The sequence below is a fragment of the Bacillus sp. CH_70 genome (assembly GCF_038007045.1).
GTDB classification, from domain to species: domain Bacteria; phylum Bacillota; class Bacilli; order Bacillales; family Bacillaceae_G; genus Bacillus_A; species Bacillus_A cereus.
The window spans coordinates 3,833,635-3,849,147 of the sequence record NZ_JBBOWL010000001.1 but is presented as its reverse complement, the minus strand read 5'-3'; the positions used below and the strand labels follow the sequence as shown (position 1 = coordinate 3,849,147).

Genomic DNA, 15,513 nt, shown 5'->3' with positions numbered 1-15,513 from the left:
TTTATAGATAGAGGTGCAAAAATGACAGTAAGCAAATTTGTCCAAATTCGTAGAGATCTACATAGAATTCCAGAAATTGGATTTAAGGAATGGAAAACACAACAGTATATTTTAGATTATATAGGAACACTTTCTCTTGAATTTGTGGAAGTGAAGACATGGAAAACGGGTGTAATCGTTAAAGTAAATGGAAAAAATCCAGAAAAAATAATAGGTTATCGTGCAGATATAGATGGTCTGCCAATTACAGAGGAAACTGGATATGAGTTTGCTTCTATTCATGAAGGAATGATGCATGCATGTGGCCACGATGTACATACAACAATCGGTTTAGGCCTTCTAACGAAAGCTGTGAGCGAAAGAATAGATGATGACCTTGTATTTCTATTCCAGCCAGCAGAAGAAGGACCAGGCGGTGCTCTTCCTATGTTAGAAAGTGAAGAGTTAAAAGAATGGAAACCAAATATAATTCTTGGTCTTCATATTGCACCAGAATACGCTGTAGGGACAATTGCAACGAAAGAAGGACTGTTATTTGCTAATACTTCAGAATTATATATTGATTTAAAAGGGAAAGGTGGCCATGCTGCCTATCCGCATACTGCAAATGATATGATTGTTGCAGCGAGTCATCTTGTTACACAGCTTCAATCCGTTATTAGTCGCAATGTAAATCCTCTTGATAGTGCAGTAATTACAATCGGGAAAATTACAGGTGGTACGGTTCAAAATATTATTGCAGAAAAATCTCGTTTAGAAGGAACGATTCGAACATTATCAGTGGAATCAATGAAGCGTGTGAAAAGCAGAATTGAGGCAATTGTTGCAGGTATCGAAGCTTCTTTCCAGTGTGAGGCGATTATAGATTACGGAGCAATGTATCATCAAGTATATAACCATGAAGAGTTAACAAGAGAGTTTATGCAATTTGTACATAAACAAACAGATATGAATGTTATTACATGTACTGAGGCAATGACAGGTGAAGATTTTGGTTATATGCTTCGAGAAATCCCTGGATTTATGTTTTGGCTTGGAGTAAATTCAGAATATGGTTTACATCATGCAAAATTAAAACCAGACGAAGAAGTGATTGAAAAGGCAATTACATTTTTAAGCCAATATGTAAAGTGGAAAGGGAATAGAAAATAAAACTTCCGCTTTATTGAAGGTTCCAAAAAACTTTTTGTTATGAGGTGTAAGTAACGCTCGTATAGAGTGATTTTAGACATTTACATACAAATGAAAGAATAAAGTTAATTGGACTGTTTTAATAATGAGCAGGGGGTTTTTAGCCACTGCTCATTATTAATTATTTGACTAACTTATATATGTTTACTTTTAGTATGAAAAGTGTGTAAAATCAATGTGAAACATAGAAAAAAGGGTGGGGAATTACGTGCAAATTAGCAGTGCGATTTTATGTTTCGTCTTATATGCGTATGTTATTATTGCGGCGGTTTATTTTGGGATAAGTTTTTATGCCTATCGTTTAGTAGATAATAATGAATATGACGAAACATACAAATGGGTGAAGAGATATTTATCACCTGTACTAGAAATTATGAATGGGTTTGTGCTCTTTTTATTTATTGGATTAATTGCTTTCTCAACGAGTTTAGTAGGGAATAAAACTACGTTATTTGTATTGGGTATCATTATTTTTATGTTGTTAGGAATAAGGATTGGTAATACGGTCTTTTGGAATGAAAGAAAAGTAGATGGTTGGACGGGAATGTTAATTCCATGCATGTTAGCTGCAATCGTGACAAATATAGAACATGAATATTATCAATTACATTTTTGGCTTATTATCGTTTTAACAATTCTTTCTGTTTTGTATATAAGCACAGTAGTACTAACATATATTGCACATGAAAAAGGTGATGTTAAAGGCACTCGTTTCTTTAGAGGACGGGCATTATTTTGGAGTGTGCCGACGATGGCAGTTATCGCGCTTATTGCGATATTAGTAAATGGATATCAATTTTCTAGTTGGCAACTATTTTTAGAAAATTGGTGGATCTTTATCTTTTCGTTTATTGCTTTTTTAGGTGCAACGCATTATTTATTCCATCAACATCATTACATATGGGCGTTGTTATTTGCATTCATACAGCTTCTATTTGCCTTTTTTGGTCAAGAAACATTATTATTCGTTTTTGAAACATTTAGTTCGTTTGGAAATATATTTGTATTTGCTATGTTACTTGTTGGTATCGCTTTTTACTTGCAACAATATTTTTATATACAAAAACAAAAATAAGAGCTAATTACAGTTTTTGTGACGCATATAAAGTGTGTTACACTGAAAATAAATAGTACTTGAAGTTATTGGAGGAATTCCTGTGGGTGAGAAAGAAAAAGAATTTGCTGTCATTGGACTTGGTCGCTTTGGTGGAAGTATTTGCCGAGAACTAGCTCAATTAGGTATGGAAGTAATGGCAATCGACTCAGATGAGGATAAAATTAATGAATTTGCAAATATAGCTTCGCATGCTGTAATTGCAGATTCAACAGATGAGATGGTATTAAAAAGCCTTGGTATTCGAAATTTTGATCACGTAGTCGTTGCTATTGGAGATAATTTAAATTCAAGTATTCTAACTACTTTGATTTTGAAAGAATTGGGTGTAAAAAATATTACTGTAAAAGCTCAAAATGATTATCATGAAAAAGTGTTAAGTAAAATAGGTGCAGATCATATTGTGCATCCAGAACGTGATATGGGAAAAAGGATTGCTAATAATATTGCATCAAGCAATGTGTTAGACTACCTTGAGCTTTCAGATGAGCATAGTATTGTAGAGATTATTGCGAATAAAAAAATTGATGGGCACTCTTTAATTGAATTAGATATTCGTGCGAAGTTTGGATTGAATATTGTAGCAATTAAACGAGGTAAAGAAGTTATCGTATCCCCTCGGGCTACGGAGAATATTCAAGCAGGAGATATATTAATTGTCATTGGTCATGACGATGAAGTGGATCGATTTAAACACTTTTTAAGATAAGAGAAAAGAAAAGGACAATGCCTTCATAGCATTGTCCTTTTTCTTATATTTCCATAATGATTGGTAAAATCATTGGACGGCGTTTCGTTTTCTCATATAGGAATGGAGCTAATGTGTCTGTAATTTCATTTTTAATTTCAGACCATTGTGTTGTTTTACGCTCCATTACTTTTTCTAAATGAGTTGTAATTAATGTTTGTGCATCATTGATTAAATCGCTGCTTTCACGCATGTAAACGAAACCGCGTGAGATGATATCAGGTCCTGCTGCAACTTTAAATTCTTTCATATCAATGCTTACAACTACAATTACAAGTCCTTCTTCAGAAAGGATACGACGATCTCGTAATACGATATTGCCGATATCTCCAATACCGTTTCCATCAATGTAGACCGAACCAGATGGGATTTTTCCAGCTACGCTAGCTTCATCCGAACGTAAAGCAAGAACATCGCCATTATCCATAATGAAGCAATTTTCTTCAGGGATACCACAATCATTTGCTATGTTCATGTGCATACGCTGCATACGATATTCACCATGAATTGGCATGAAGTACTTCGGTTTAATTAGACGTAACATTAACTTTTGTTCTTCTTGTCCACCGTGTCCACTTGTATGGATATTTGAAAGTTTCCCGTGAATTACATCAGCGCCAGCGCGGTACAACATGTTAATTGTACGACTTACGCTAATTGTATTTCCTGGAATTGGTGAAGAAGAGAAAACAACTGTATCTCCAGGAATAATTTGAATTTGGCGGTGTGTACCGTTTGCAATACGTGAAAGTGCTGCCATCGGTTCACCTTGACTACCTGTACATAAAATAACAACTTTATTAGCTGGTAAACGGTTTAGTTGAGATGCATCTATGAATGTATCTTTTGGGCAACGAATATAACCAAGGTTTTGTCCGATTTCAATCGCTGCTTCCATACTTCGACCAAACACAGCTACTTTACGGTTGTTTTCAACAGCAGCTTCAATAACTTGTTGTAAGCGGTGAATATTTGATGCAAAGGTTGCGAATATAATCCGTCCGTCTACTTTACGGAAAATGTCTTGAATGCTATCACCAACGCGACGCTCAGACATAGTAAAGTTTGGAACTTCACTGTTCGTACTATCAGATAATAGACATAGCACGCCATCTTTACCGATTTCAGCCATTTTTGTTAAATCAGCTGGTTCACCAACTGGCGTGAAATCAAATTTGAAATCACCTGTATGAACAACTTGACCTTGAGGTGTTTTCACAACAACGCCGTACGAATCTGGAATACTGTGAGTTGTACGGAAGAAGGATACAGACGTTTTTTTGAATTTAATAACGTCATCTTCTTGAATTTCGTAAAGTTTTGCTTTACGAAGTAAGCCGTGTTCTTCTAATTTGTTTTTGATGAGTGCAATTGCTAATTTTCCGCCGTAAATCGGGATGTTCACTTGACGTAATAGGTAAGGGATTCCGCCGATATGATCTTCGTGACCATGTGTAATGAATAACCCTTTAATTTTATCTTCGTTTCGCACAAAATAAGTGTAGTCTGGTATTACATAATCGATTCCGAGAAGTTCGTCCTCTGGAAATTTAATTCCAGCATCAATTATAATAATTTCATCTTGAAATTGAACAGCGTATGTATTTTTACCGATTTCACCAAGCCCACCGAGAGCAAACACAGCAACTTGGTCGTTTTTTAGAAATTTCATATCGCTATACGATTTCCGCTAATGTTAAATCAGCGTTTTCTTTTTCATATTCAAGATGAGCGCCAGTAACAGACTGAACAAACTCGATATTATATGCGAACTTATTTAATTTTGTACGAACATCCTTTTCAGACGTAGCCTCTAAATATAAAACTTTTGTATTTTCACGTACTGGAACCTCAGTTAATTTTTCTTGATAAAATACTTTAAAAATCATTTGGAAAACCTCTCCTTGTCTATGTTTTGCATTATCTGTTACTTATTATAAAGCAAACAGTCACGATTTTCATGTTTTTTCGAATGAGAATGAAGAAAAAGCCCGAAATGGGCACAATTTAAGCGATTGTCTTTTTACGGACTAGACCGTTTAAATAACGCTTGAGCTTTTTCTTCAGCTTCTTCAGCATGATTACTCCTTCCTTTCCTTATTTTAAACATGCATATTACTAGTGAAAATTCTATCTCTGATATAAGAGATAGGACAAAAGTGAATGGTGAGTCTTGTCCTTTCCCATACAGTGAAAGTTATTCTATAGTAACGATTAGTAGCCGTTAGTTATAGGTATAGTATGAGGAAGAATGGAAAAGAAAATTCATCCGAACAAGTATCCACATGTTTTACTAATATATATATGCAAAGTTTACAAATAAGGTCAGAAAGGGAACGCTTTCTTCACAGATGTTTAATATGTTATACTTTTTTTTAGAATTTGAAAAGTGATATTCAAAATAGGAATATAGAGTGCCAGAAAGGATTTTGACAAATGAATGATAAAATTGTCTTTTTTGATATTGATGGAACATTATTAGATCATGATAAAAAAATTCCACAATCTACACGAGATGCAGTAAAACAGTTACAAGAAAAAGGTGTACATGTAGCAATTGCGACAGGGCGCGCGCCATTTATGTTCGAAGATATTCGTAAGGAACTTGATATACATAATTATGTTAGTTTTAATGGACAATACGTTGTCTTTGAAGATGAGGTAATATTTAATAATCCGTTACATCCAGATGCTTTACATAAGTTTACTCAGTTTGCAAAACAAGAAGGATATCCACTTGTATATCTTGACCATCAAGATATGAGAGCATCAGTGGAATATCATGATTATGTGAAAGAAGGCTTTGGAAGCTTAAACTTTGAGCATCCACCATATGAACCTAATTTTTATGAGGAACGTAATATTTATCAAACACTACTTTTTTGTGAAGTAAATGAAGAGGAAAAGTTTATTAATCATTATCCAGATTTTCATTTTATTCGTTGGCATGCATATTCAATGGATATCATTCCGAATGGTGGTTCTAAGGCAAAAGGAATTGAGAAATACATTGAAAAGTTAGGTTTTAATCGTGATCAAGTGTATGCATTTGGAGATGGTTTAAATGATTTAGAAATGATCGAAGCCGTTGGCACAGGTATTGTGATGGGAAATGGCCATGAAGACTTGAAAAAACTTGCAAATCATGTGACAAAGGATGTTAGTGAAGACGGTATATATCATGGACTAAAGTGGGCTGGATTGCTATAAGTGAATATGGAACCCATTTCATAATAAAGAGGCGGAAGATTAACTTCCGCCTCTTTATTATTATCGCTCTAGAGGCTTGGAATCATCAGGAGCGGCAAAAGGATTTTCTTTATTGATATGGTCATAGAACATAACGCCATTTAAATGGTCAATCTCGTGTTGGAATACGATTGCTGGTAAACCTTTTAAACGCAATTTTACTTCTTCGCCGTTAATAGAAGTTGCTTTTACTGTAATTCTTGTATAACGAGGAACATAACCAGGTACTTCGCGGTCTACAGATAGACAGCCTTCACCACCCTGTAAATATGTACGTTCAACAGAATGGCTAATGATTTTTGGATTGAATAATGCATGGCTATATAATGTACCATCCGCATCGGTTACATGAACTGCAATCATTTTTTTTGAAACACCGATTTGCGGAGCCGCTAATCCGATTCCAGGGCGTAAACTATATTTTTCAGCCATTTCAGGATCTTGGCTATTTATTACGAATTCAATCATTTCTTTTAAGGTAGTTGTATCTTCTTCGCTTGCCGGTAATGACACCTCTTCTGCAACGTTGCGCAAAATAGGATCTCCTTCGCGAATAACATCTTTCATTGTAAGCATATGTAATCTCTCCTTTCCTCTTTAGTCTACCAAAGGAGATGGAAAAAGTCATCGGCAAGAAAGGGTAGGCATTTTGGAAATGGTTCTATTATAGAGTAGTTATGTATGTGATAAACAGAAAAAGACGGCAAAGCCGTCTTTTTCTTTCCATAGTTGTTTCGTTTTACATTAGCGAATGCAAGCAGCACCAACGATAATTAAAAGAATAAACAACACAACGATTAAGGCGAAGCCGCGTCCAGACCCGCCACAAGAACCGCCATAACCGTAGGAAGGATATGAACAAGTTGGATAGCAATATGAGTATCCGTACATGAGATGACCTCCTTTATCATTTCCCGCTAATACTGCGGTTACTATAATGTATGGAAGAGAGGGGGGAAATGTATAGGTATTTACCTAAAAAAGGAAGAGTAGTTTGTATATTTTTGTTACGAAGAGAGAAAAACTAAAGAGAATTAAATCGTTTACATATTATTCTAAGAGAAAAAATAAGTGAAAAAGGGAATAATATAACAGTAGGTCAATGCTTACTAATACAGATGTAAAAAATAAAAACACGTTTGTGTAGTAGAAACCTGCATATTATTTATAAAAAAACGTATTCAAAGTAATTGACATCGTAATTAGAATAGTTGTAAACTAAAAAACGTGATCAAGATTGTATTAATATGTTTCTGAAAAAACATTAGTACAGATTGTTAGGTACACAAAATTATTCTCAACCGACAGACAAACATGTTGGTTTACATCGTTGCGCTTTTTAAACTGGAAAATAGCCAGTGAAAGCGTTTCAGAATATGGTTCAAGAGAGGAAGAGGTGAACGGAATGGGTACTAAAACAAAAAAGACCCTATTTAATGTTGATGAGCAAATGAAAGCTATCGCAGCTCAATTTGAAACATTACAAATTTTAAATGAAAACGGTGAAGTTGTGAATGAAGCAGCTATGCCTGAATTATCTGATGATCAATTAAAAGAATTAATGCGTCGTATGGTGTATACACGCGTATTAGATCAACGTTCTATTTCTTTAAACCGTCAAGGACGTTTAGGTTTCTACGCACCTACAGCTGGACAAGAAGCTTCTCAATTAGCGAGTCATTTCGCACTTGAAGCAGAAGACTTCATCTTACCAGGATACCGTGATGTACCACAATTAGTATGGCACGGATTACCATTATACCAAGCATTCTTATTCTCTCGTGGACACTTCATGGGTAACCAAATGCCTGAGAATGTAAATGCATTAGCTCCACAAATCATTATCGGTGCGCAAATCATCCAAACTGCTGGTGTTGCGTTAGGTATGAAACTACGTGGTAAAAAATCTGTTGCAATTACTTACACTGGTGACGGTGGTGCTTCACAAGGTGACTTCTACGAAGGTATGAACTTTGCAGGTGCATTCAAAGCTCCAGCAATCTTCGTTGTTCAAAACAACCGTTATGCAATTTCTACTCCAGTAGAAAAGCAATCTGCAGCTAAAACTGTAGCACAAAAAGCAGTAGCAGCAGGTATTTACGGAATTCAAGTAGACGGTATGGATCCATTAGCTGTATACGCAGCAACTGCTTTCGCTCGTGAGCGCGCAGTAAATGGCGAAGGCCCTACTTTAATCGAGACTTTAACATTCCGTTACGGTCCACATACAATGGCTGGTGATGACCCAACTCGTTACCGTACAAAAGATATCGAAAACGAATGGGAACAAAAAGACCCAATCGTACGCTTCCGTAAGTTCTTAGAAGCTAAAGGCCTATGGTCTCAAGAAGTTGAAGAGACAGTAATCGAAGAAGCAAAAGAAGATATCAAACAAGCAATTGCTAAGGCTGACCAAGCTCCAAAACAAAAAGTAACTGATTTAATGGAAATCATGTACGAAAAAATGCCTTACAACTTAGCTGAACAATATGAAATTTACAAAGAAAAGGAGTCGAAGTAAGCCATGGCTCAAATGACAATGATTCAAGCAATCACTGATGCTTTACGCGTTGAAATGAAAAATGATCCTAACGTACTTGTATTTGGTGAAGACGTTGGTGTAAACGGTGGTGTATTCCGTGCTACTGAAGGTTTACAAGCTGAATTTGGTGAAGATCGTGTAATGGATACTCCACTTGCAGAGTCTGGTATTGGTGGACTTGCAGTTGGTCTTGCACTTGAAGGATTCCGTCCAGTTCCAGAAATCCAATTCTTCGGTTTCGTTTTTGAAGTAATGGATTCAATTTCTGGTCAATTGGCTCGTATGCGTTACCGTTCTGGTGGACGTTGGACTGCTCCAGTAACAGTTCGTTCTCCATTCGGTGGTGGTGTTCATACTCCTGAACTACATGCTGATAGCTTAGAAGGATTAGTGGCTCAACAACCTGGTCTAAAAGTTGTTATTCCATCTACTCCATACGATGCTAAAGGTCTTTTAATCTCTGCGATTCGTGACAACGATCCAGTTATCTACTTAGAGCATATGAAATTGTACCGTTCATTCCGTCAAGATGTACCAGAAGGCGAATACACAATTGATTTAGGTAAAGCTGATATCAAACGTGAAGGTACAGATGTATCTGTTATCGCTTACGGTGCTATGGTTCACGCTGCATTAAAAGCTGCTGAAGAACTTGAAAAAGAAGGTATCTCTTTAGAGGTTGTTGACTTACGTACAGTTCAACCATTAGATATCGAAACAATCATCGCTTCTGTTGAAAAAACAGGTCGCGTAGTTGTAGTTCAAGAAGCTCAAAAACAAGCTGGTATTGCAGCTAACGTTGTAGCGGAAATTAACGACCGTGCAATCTTAAACTTAGAAGCTCCAGTTGTACGTGTTGCAGCTGCTGATACAGTATTCCCATTCTCTCAAGCAGAGAGCGTATGGTTACCAAACCACAAGGATATTGTTGAAGCTGTAAACAAAGTAATGAACTTCTAATTTTTAGTTTTTCATGTGCAAAAGAAATCAGCACATGCTGGTTTCTTTTGTACATATTCCATAATAATGAAATGAATCAGGGGGCTGAATTCCGTGGCATTTGAATTTAAACTACCAGATATCGGTGAAGGTATCCACGAAGGTGAAATCGTAAAATGGTTTATTAAACCAGGCGATGAAGTAAATGAAGACGATGTACTTCTTGAAGTGCAAAATGATAAAGCAGTAGTAGAAATCCCTTCTCCTGTTAAAGGTAAAGTACTTGAAGTACTTGTAGAAGAAGGAACAGTTGCAATCGTAGGAGATACATTAATTAAATTTGATGCTCCTGGATACGAAAACCTTAAATTTAAAGGTGACGATCATGATGAAGCTCCAAAAGCTGAAGAAGCAGCAGTAGAAGCTCCAGCAGCGGAAGCTACTCCAGCAGCAACTGCAGAAGTAGTAAATGAGCGCGTAATCGCTATGCCATCTGTTCGTAAATACGCTCGTGAAAAAGGTGTAGACATTCATAAAGTAGCTGGTACTGGTAAGAACGGCCGTATCGTAAAAGCTGACATCGATGCATTTGCAAATGGTGGACAAACTGTAGCAGCAACTGAGGCTCCAGCAGCAGTAGAAGCTACTCCAGCAGCAGCGAAAGAAGAAGCACCAAAAGCACAACCAATTCCAGCTGGTGAATATCCAGAAACTCGTGAGAAAATGAGTGGTATCCGTAAAGCGATTGCGAAAGCAATGGTTAATTCTAAGCATACAGCTCCTCACGTAACATTAATGGATGAAGTTGATGTAACTGAGCTTGTTGCTCACCGTAAGAAGTTCAAAGCAGTAGCAGCTGACAAAGGTATTAAATTAACTTACCTTCCATACGTTGTTAAAGCTTTAACATCTGCATTACGTGAATACCCAATGTTAAACACTTCTTTAGACGATGCATCTCAAGAAGTAGTTCATAAACATTACTTCAACATCGGTATCGCAGCTGATACAGACAAAGGTCTATTAGTACCAGTTGTTAAAGATACAGATCGCAAGTCTATCTTCACTATTTCTAACGAGATCAATGATCTTGCTGGTAAAGCACGTGAAGGTCGTCTAGCTCCAACTGAAATGAAAGGTGCTTCTTGCACAATTACAAACATTGGTTCTGCAGGTGGACAATGGTTCACTCCAGTTATCAATCACCCAGAAGTAGCAATCCTTGGTATCGGCCGTATCGCTGAAAAACCAGTTGTGAAAAATGGTGAGATCGTTGCAGCTCCAGTATTAGCATTATCTCTAAGCTTTGACCATCGTTTAATTGACGGCGCAACTGCTCAAAAAGCGTTAAACCAAATTAAACGTCTATTGAATGACCCACAATTATTAGTAATGGAGGCGTAATAACAATGGTAGTAGGAGATTTCCCAATTGAATTAGATACAGTCGTTGTTGGTGCAGGTCCTGGTGGATACGTTGCGGCAATTCGTGCAGCACAATTAGGTCAAAAGGTAGCAATCATTGAAAAAGCTAACCTTGGTGGCGTATGCTTAAACGTTGGATGTATTCCTTCAAAAGCGTTAATCAATGCAGGTCATCGTTATGAGAATGCAATGCATTCTGATGACATGGGTATCACTGCAGAGAACGTAAAAGTTGACTTTACAAAAGTTCAAGAATGGAAAAACGGCGTAGTTAAGAAATTAACTGGCGGTGTTGAAGGCCTTCTTAAAGGTAACAAAGTTGAAATCATTCGCGGTGAAGCTTACTTCGTAGATGCTAATACATTACGCGTTATGACTGAAGATGCAGCTCAAACTTATACGTTTAAAAATGCTGTTCTTGCAACTGGTTCTACACCAATCGAAATTCCAGGATTCAAATACTCTAAACGTGTTATCAACTCTACAGGTGCTTTAAGCTTACCTGAAATTCCTAAAAAACTTGTTGTAATCGGCGGCGGTTACATCGGTATGGAATTAGGTACTGCATATGCTAACTTCGGTACAGAAGTTACTGTAGTAGAAGCTGGCGACGAAATCTTAGCTGGTTTCGAAAAAGCTATGAGCTCTGTTGTTAAACGTGCTCTACAGAAAAAAGGTAACGTAAATATCCATACAAAAGCTATGGCTAAAGGCGTTGAAGAAACAGAAACTGGCGTAAAAGTTAGCTTTGAAGTTAAAGGTGAAATCCAAACTGTAGAAGCAGATTACGTATTAGTAACTGTAGGTCGTCGTCCAAACACTCAAGAAATCGGTCTTGAGCAAGTTGGAGTTAAAATGACTGACCGCGGCATCATCGAAATCGATGAGCAATGTCGTACAAATGTACCAAACATCTATGCAATCGGTGATATCGTTCCTGGACCACCATTAGCTCACAAAGCTTCTTACGAAGGTAAAGTAGCTGTAGAAGCAATTAGTGGCCATGCATCAGCTATCGATTACATCGGAATTCCTGCAGTATGCTTCACTGATCCAGAATTAGCATCTGTTGGTTACACTAAAAAACAAGCTGAAGAAGCTGGAATGACTGTAACTGTATCTAAGTTCCCATTCGCTGCTAACGGTCGTGCATTATCATTAAACAGCACTGACGGTTTCCTACAACTTGTAACACGTAAAGAAGATGGTCTTCTTGTAGGTGCTCAAGTTGCAGGTGCAGGTGCTTCTGATATTATCTCTGAGATTGGTTTAGCTATCGAAGCTGGAATGACAGCTGAAGATATCGCTCAAACAATCCATGCTCACCCAACATTAGGTGAAATCACAATGGAAGCAGCTGAAGTTGCTCTTGGAATGCCAATTCACATTGTAAAATAATTTAAGTAATGTAAATAGCCCCTCTCTTATTGTAAGAGAGGGGCTATTTTTATTTTCATCAAATGACTTGCAAGGTCTTTAAACGTACTTGTCGAATGAATATATAATACTTTAACAAATGATTTAGGCGTAACTTACTTCAAAGGTAATATATATCATCCTATAATATGTAATTGATTCAAACTTAACCCCATATATTAATAAAATAGAGCATGTCAAAGGAGAAGGTTCCATGAAAATATTACATGTTATATTTTATCATTTACTACTATGGAGTGGCTTTTCCACTGTATTAACATTATCGAATGGTGATAAGTTTCATTATAAAGTTATTCTTTTTTTCGTATTCCTGTATTTAGCCTATGTAATAGCGTATTTTGTATTACACGTAAGAAAGCAAGCGTTATTTCTTACATGTTCGAATTGTATACTATTTTTAATCGTATTATTTATTTTTTAAATTAACGTTTATAAAAATACATTGTTCTTCCATTAAATAATTGTAACTCTCCTTCTAATTTCTTCGCTAAAAAACGGCAAAATTCATTTGCTTTCCCTTTGTCACCATATGTTGCATTAGGTGGTAAAGAAACTTGGATGAAAAATTGTTCATTTTCTATACCAACACCAATATAAATTGAGTCATACCGGTCGTGATTGGATTGAAGTTTTAATGTTGTTGTAGATGTATCTAAAATTTCATAAGGAAAAGCGGTATTTGTATACGTGTAATTAATTTGGGCACCAGTTTTAGAAGTAACTGTTTTATAATAATGAAAAAGTTGTTTTATATCATCTATTGAAACAGATTGTTGTTTGGATTTTGGTACAAGCGTAATAAAGGCGTGTTGCATATAAGTTCCCCCTAACTTAGTAGAATACTATCATTCTACATCCTACTGAATTTTTTGACAATTAAAAGGAGTATTACATGTTTTGTTTAATATACTATTAATGAAACGTGATGTAGAAAGGTGGAAACCAATGTTTGAAAAATTGTATGATGAGCATGAAAGTGTGAAGGTACGATTTTTAGGGTTTATGACACATGATACACGTTATGATTTTGGTGTTATTTATACAAATATGTTTTTTGGAAAACCGCTCATTGTTTGTATGCAAACAGGAAGGTCTACTTTACTCGGAAGAGATGATGTAGAGAATGTTCAATATATACAGGAGATTTTTAAATTAGGATCAGAAGAGGAAGCGAAGGAGTTAGCTCAGTTTTTCAAATTTCTAGTTCCGTCAACTTCTTTACATGCGGAATATGAAGAATAATTAATGTGAAACAGTCGTACTTATAAATATGGCTGTTTTTTATTTGAATATCGCATACTAATTAAAATTTAAAATATTTAATGTGTTATACTAAAAACCTATTGACGTAAAAAGTATAACATATTAAAATAAAGACAGAAAGTTAAGCGGTTACAAAAAAGTTTTTGGGATTATAAACTTAGGGGGAAATGAAAAATGGGAACAATCGTATGTCAAGATTGTGAAGGTACAATTGCACACTTCGAAGATGAGAAAGTAACGGTACTTTACGGGAAATGTGGATCTTGCGGATGTGATCACACAGAGCATACAAAAGCCCAATAATTGATAGGAAATGGACAGCTAAAAGTTTTTAGGACCATAAACTTAGGGGGAAATGAAAAATGGGAACAATCGTATGCCAAGTATGTGAAGGAACAATCGGACATTTTGAAGATGAGAAAACGACAGTACTTTACGGAAAATGTGGAACAAATTGTGACTGTGCTAGAAAAGATAATGCGAAAGCTTAATGATAGATAAATAGATTACTATTAAAACTCAGGGGGAAATGAAAATGGGAACAATCGTATGCCAAGTATGTGAAGGAACAATTGGACATTTTGAAGATGAAAAATCAACAGTACTATACGGGAAATGTGGATCTCATTGCGAATGTGACCATAAAGAACATACAAAAGCTTAATAATAAGAAAAAGCGCCTACATGTGTAGGCGCTTTTTTAATAAATTGTAGTTGTATGGCCAACTGTTGCAACGATTGCATCATCTCTAATTGGAATAAAGCTTATGGATGTCTGTGGTGTACTAGAAGAAGCGTATTGGCTCATTATACGGCTATCTATACGGGTAATAGTATCGGTCAAGAAAGCTGAAATAAAAGCGTAAGGGACTCGTCGTTCATTTAATGAATAAATAATTTCTTCTTTTGTTTTTACACCTACGCCATGTCCGTAAAAAAAGAAATTTCCTAAATAGATTGTGTTTTCTCCTTGCCACTCAATCGTAGCTGGATTCACTTGTGGATTTTTAAAGTAAACGAGGTCACCTGGAACAAGATCGCCACCGTTTTTTGTTATGAGTCTTAGATCTTGATCGTAGTCCCATGTATAAAGTAAAAGGTTTGCAAATAGACGATTGAAAGTTTCTTCCTCATACAATGATAATAAAGCTTTATAAAAAATAATGATCATAGCGGTTGCGCATTCAGTTCCATATAGTTTTCCGTTTTTGAAAATATCTTGTATGGCAATAGAAGGTGGTATGTTTGGAAGAAGCTCGAATCCTCCAAGGGATGTTCTTTTCCAATACTGGGGGTTGCAAAAGGATTGTTGAAATGTGCGAAACTGAAATCCACTTTGAAAAAGTTCTAGTGCAGAGATAATAATATTAACTCGTAAATTGAGATCAAAGCTGAGTTCATCAGCTGTTCGGAAGGAATAAACTTCTTGATTTCCTGCCATTATTGATAAAATTTGTTGTTTCTCTGCTGCAAATGGCTCATATTCATTTGTAATATAAGGATGTACAATAGAACGGCCTATTACAATCATAATAGTATCCCCACCTATACGTTACATTCTTTAGTATCGTATGAAGAAAAGGAAAAAAGGTGAAAAAAAAGCCTA

At 36.1% G+C, this 15,513-nt stretch carries 19 protein-coding genes; 13 read left to right on the top strand and 6 right to left on the bottom strand.

The annotated features are described in order from the left end of the window. The first annotated feature begins 21 nt into the window (after positions 1 to 21). The 3 genes from N2V79_RS19480 to N2V79_RS19470 all read left to right on the top strand — a co-directional run bounded on the left by N2V79_RS19480 (position 22) and on the right by N2V79_RS19470 (position 3,014). The gene (locus N2V79_RS19480; RefSeq protein ID WP_000218677.1) at positions 22 to 1,152 is read left to right on the top strand and encodes an N-acetyldiaminopimelate deacetylase; all 1,131 of its coding nucleotides are present in this window, start codon (positions 22 to 24) and stop codon (positions 1,150 to 1,152) included. Positions 1,153 to 1,399: 247 nt separating this feature from the next. Then, positions 1,400 to 2,266 (top strand): hypothetical protein, encoded by an 867-nt coding sequence (locus N2V79_RS19475; protein ID WP_001167322.1) that lies wholly within the window; start codon positions 1,400 to 1,402, stop codon positions 2,264 to 2,266. 82 nt (positions 2,267 to 2,348) lie between these two features. Then, positions 2,349 to 3,014 carry a potassium channel family protein gene (locus N2V79_RS19470; RefSeq protein ID WP_000504032.1) on the top strand — a complete coding sequence of 222 codons (666 nt, stop codon included), beginning with the start codon at positions 2,349 to 2,351 and terminating at the stop codon, positions 3,012 to 3,014. 43 nt (positions 3,015 to 3,057) lie between these two features. Here N2V79_RS19470 and rnjA read toward each other — a convergent pair whose 3' ends face one another. Beyond that, positions 3,058 to 4,725 (bottom strand): ribonuclease J1, encoded by a 1,668-nt coding sequence (gene rnjA, locus N2V79_RS19465; protein WP_000670375.1) that lies wholly within the window; start codon positions 4,723 to 4,725, stop codon positions 3,058 to 3,060. A 4-nt stretch (positions 4,726 to 4,729) separates the two neighbouring features. After that, the gene (locus N2V79_RS19460; protein WP_000576435.1) at positions 4,730 to 4,942 is read right to left on the bottom strand and encodes a DNA-dependent RNA polymerase subunit epsilon; all 213 of its coding nucleotides are present in this window, start codon (positions 4,940 to 4,942) and stop codon (positions 4,730 to 4,732) included. 547 nt (positions 4,943 to 5,489) lie between these two features. Here N2V79_RS19460 and N2V79_RS19455 point away from each other — a divergent pair. Then, a complete protein-coding gene (locus tag N2V79_RS19455; protein ID WP_090977163.1) occupies positions 5,490 to 6,263 on the top strand; it encodes a Cof-type HAD-IIB family hydrolase in 774 nt (257 codons plus the stop codon). 60 nt (positions 6,264 to 6,323) lie between these two features. On the opposite strand, the gene def is transcribed toward N2V79_RS19455, so the two are convergent. Beyond that, the gene (gene def, locus N2V79_RS19450; RefSeq protein ID WP_000957048.1) at positions 6,324 to 6,878 is read right to left on the bottom strand and encodes a peptide deformylase; all 555 of its coding nucleotides are present in this window, start codon (positions 6,876 to 6,878) and stop codon (positions 6,324 to 6,326) included. Between the two features lie 168 nt (positions 6,879 to 7,046). Beyond that, positions 7,047 to 7,193, bottom strand: a complete 147-nt coding sequence (locus N2V79_RS19445; RefSeq protein ID WP_000274562.1) for a YjcZ family sporulation protein — start codon at positions 7,191 to 7,193, stop codon at positions 7,047 to 7,049. A 514-nt stretch (positions 7,194 to 7,707) separates the two neighbouring features. Between N2V79_RS19445 and pdhA the strand changes: the two genes are divergently transcribed. From pdhA to N2V79_RS19420, 5 genes are all read left to right on the top strand, one after another. Continuing rightward, positions 7,708 to 8,823: a pyruvate dehydrogenase E1 component subunit alpha gene (gene pdhA / locus N2V79_RS19440; RefSeq protein WP_000536895.1), complete on the top strand. Its 1,116-nt coding sequence runs from the start codon at positions 7,708 to 7,710 to the stop codon at positions 8,821 to 8,823. Positions 8,824 to 8,826: 3 nt separating this feature from the next. Continuing rightward, on the top strand, positions 8,827 to 9,804 hold the full coding sequence (pdhB, locus tag N2V79_RS19435) for a pyruvate dehydrogenase complex E1 component subunit beta (RefSeq protein ID WP_000068163.1): 978 nt from the start codon (positions 8,827 to 8,829) through the stop codon (positions 9,802 to 9,804). A 93-nt stretch (positions 9,805 to 9,897) separates the two neighbouring features. Then, positions 9,898 to 11,187 (top strand): pyruvate dehydrogenase complex dihydrolipoyllysine-residue acetyltransferase, encoded by a 1,290-nt coding sequence (gene pdhC / locus N2V79_RS19430; RefSeq protein ID WP_000863420.1) that lies wholly within the window; start codon positions 9,898 to 9,900, stop codon positions 11,185 to 11,187. Positions 11,188 to 11,192: 5 nt separating this feature from the next. Further along, positions 11,193 to 12,605 (top strand): dihydrolipoyl dehydrogenase, encoded by a 1,413-nt coding sequence (lpdA, locus tag N2V79_RS19425; RefSeq protein ID WP_000260104.1) that lies wholly within the window; start codon positions 11,193 to 11,195, stop codon positions 12,603 to 12,605. A 232-nt stretch (positions 12,606 to 12,837) separates the two neighbouring features. After that, on the top strand, positions 12,838 to 13,065 hold the full coding sequence (locus tag N2V79_RS19420) for a hypothetical protein (RefSeq protein ID WP_000697470.1): 228 nt from the start codon (positions 12,838 to 12,840) through the stop codon (positions 13,063 to 13,065). A gap of 1 nt (position 13,066) precedes the next feature. Here N2V79_RS19420 and N2V79_RS19415 read toward each other — a convergent pair whose 3' ends face one another. Next, the gene (locus tag N2V79_RS19415; RefSeq protein WP_023522926.1) at positions 13,067 to 13,459 is read right to left on the bottom strand and encodes a DUF1885 family protein; all 393 of its coding nucleotides are present in this window, start codon (positions 13,457 to 13,459) and stop codon (positions 13,067 to 13,069) included. A gap of 130 nt (positions 13,460 to 13,589) precedes the next feature. Here N2V79_RS19415 and N2V79_RS19410 point away from each other — a divergent pair, with 130 nt between their 5' ends. From N2V79_RS19410 to N2V79_RS19395, 4 genes are all read left to right on the top strand, one after another. Beyond that, positions 13,590 to 13,886, top strand: a complete 297-nt coding sequence (locus N2V79_RS19410; protein ID WP_000462038.1) for a DUF3055 domain-containing protein — start codon at positions 13,590 to 13,592, stop codon at positions 13,884 to 13,886. A 195-nt stretch (positions 13,887 to 14,081) separates the two neighbouring features. Then, on the top strand, positions 14,082 to 14,210 hold the full coding sequence (locus N2V79_RS19405) for a GapA-binding peptide SR1P (RefSeq protein ID WP_000536778.1): 129 nt from the start codon (positions 14,082 to 14,084) through the stop codon (positions 14,208 to 14,210). Between the two features lie 59 nt (positions 14,211 to 14,269). Then, entirely contained in the window at positions 14,270 to 14,398 is a 129-nt protein-coding gene (locus tag N2V79_RS19400; RefSeq protein ID WP_000536803.1) for a GapA-binding peptide SR1P, read from the top strand. A gap of 44 nt (positions 14,399 to 14,442) precedes the next feature. Then, positions 14,443 to 14,571, top strand: coding sequence for a GapA-binding peptide SR1P (locus N2V79_RS19395; protein ID WP_000536796.1), 129 nt, complete (start codon positions 14,443 to 14,445; stop codon positions 14,569 to 14,571). A gap of 36 nt (positions 14,572 to 14,607) precedes the next feature. Here the strand turns inward: N2V79_RS19395 and N2V79_RS19390 are convergent, their stop codons facing one another. Continuing rightward, positions 14,608 to 15,438: a protein-glutamine gamma-glutamyltransferase gene (locus N2V79_RS19390; protein WP_000635337.1), complete on the bottom strand. Its 831-nt coding sequence runs from the start codon at positions 15,436 to 15,438 to the stop codon at positions 14,608 to 14,610. Positions 15,439 to 15,513 lie beyond the last annotated feature (75 nt).

Excerpts from the sequence above, each read along its gene's own strand:
- N2V79_RS19480 (WP_000218677.1), top strand. The coding sequence starts at position 22 with ATGACAGTAAGCAAATTTGTCCAAATTCGTAGAGATCTACATAGAATT.
- rnjA (WP_000670375.1), bottom strand. The coding sequence starts at position 4,725 with ATGAAATTTCTAAAAAACGACCAAGTTGCTGTGTTTGCTCTCGGTGGG.
- N2V79_RS19460 (WP_000576435.1), bottom strand. The coding sequence starts at position 4,942 with ATGATTTTTAAAGTATTTTATCAAGAAAAATTAACTGAGGTTCCAGTA.
- N2V79_RS19455 (WP_090977163.1), top strand. The coding sequence starts at position 5,490 with ATGAATGATAAAATTGTCTTTTTTGATATTGATGGAACATTATTAGAT.
- def (WP_000957048.1), bottom strand. The coding sequence starts at position 6,878 with ATGCTTACAATGAAAGATGTTATTCGCGAAGGAGATCCTATTTTGCGC.
- N2V79_RS19445 (WP_000274562.1), bottom strand. The coding sequence starts at position 7,193 with ATGTACGGATACTCATATTGCTATCCAACTTGTTCATATCCTTCCTAC.
- pdhA (WP_000536895.1), top strand. The coding sequence starts at position 7,708 with ATGGGTACTAAAACAAAAAAGACCCTATTTAATGTTGATGAGCAAATG.
- pdhB (WP_000068163.1), top strand. The coding sequence starts at position 8,827 with ATGGCTCAAATGACAATGATTCAAGCAATCACTGATGCTTTACGCGTT.
- lpdA (WP_000260104.1), top strand. The coding sequence starts at position 11,193 with ATGGTAGTAGGAGATTTCCCAATTGAATTAGATACAGTCGTTGTTGGT.
- N2V79_RS19420 (WP_000697470.1), top strand. The coding sequence starts at position 12,838 with ATGAAAATATTACATGTTATATTTTATCATTTACTACTATGGAGTGGC.
- N2V79_RS19415 (WP_023522926.1), bottom strand. The coding sequence starts at position 13,459 with ATGCAACACGCCTTTATTACGCTTGTACCAAAATCCAAACAACAATCT.
- N2V79_RS19410 (WP_000462038.1), top strand. The coding sequence starts at position 13,590 with ATGTTTGAAAAATTGTATGATGAGCATGAAAGTGTGAAGGTACGATTT.
- N2V79_RS19405 (WP_000536778.1), top strand. The coding sequence starts at position 14,082 with ATGGGAACAATCGTATGTCAAGATTGTGAAGGTACAATTGCACACTTC.
- N2V79_RS19400 (WP_000536803.1), top strand. The coding sequence starts at position 14,270 with ATGGGAACAATCGTATGCCAAGTATGTGAAGGAACAATCGGACATTTT.
- N2V79_RS19395 (WP_000536796.1), top strand. The coding sequence starts at position 14,443 with ATGGGAACAATCGTATGCCAAGTATGTGAAGGAACAATTGGACATTTT.
- N2V79_RS19390 (WP_000635337.1), bottom strand. The coding sequence starts at position 15,438 with ATGATTGTAATAGGCCGTTCTATTGTACATCCTTATATTACAAATGAA.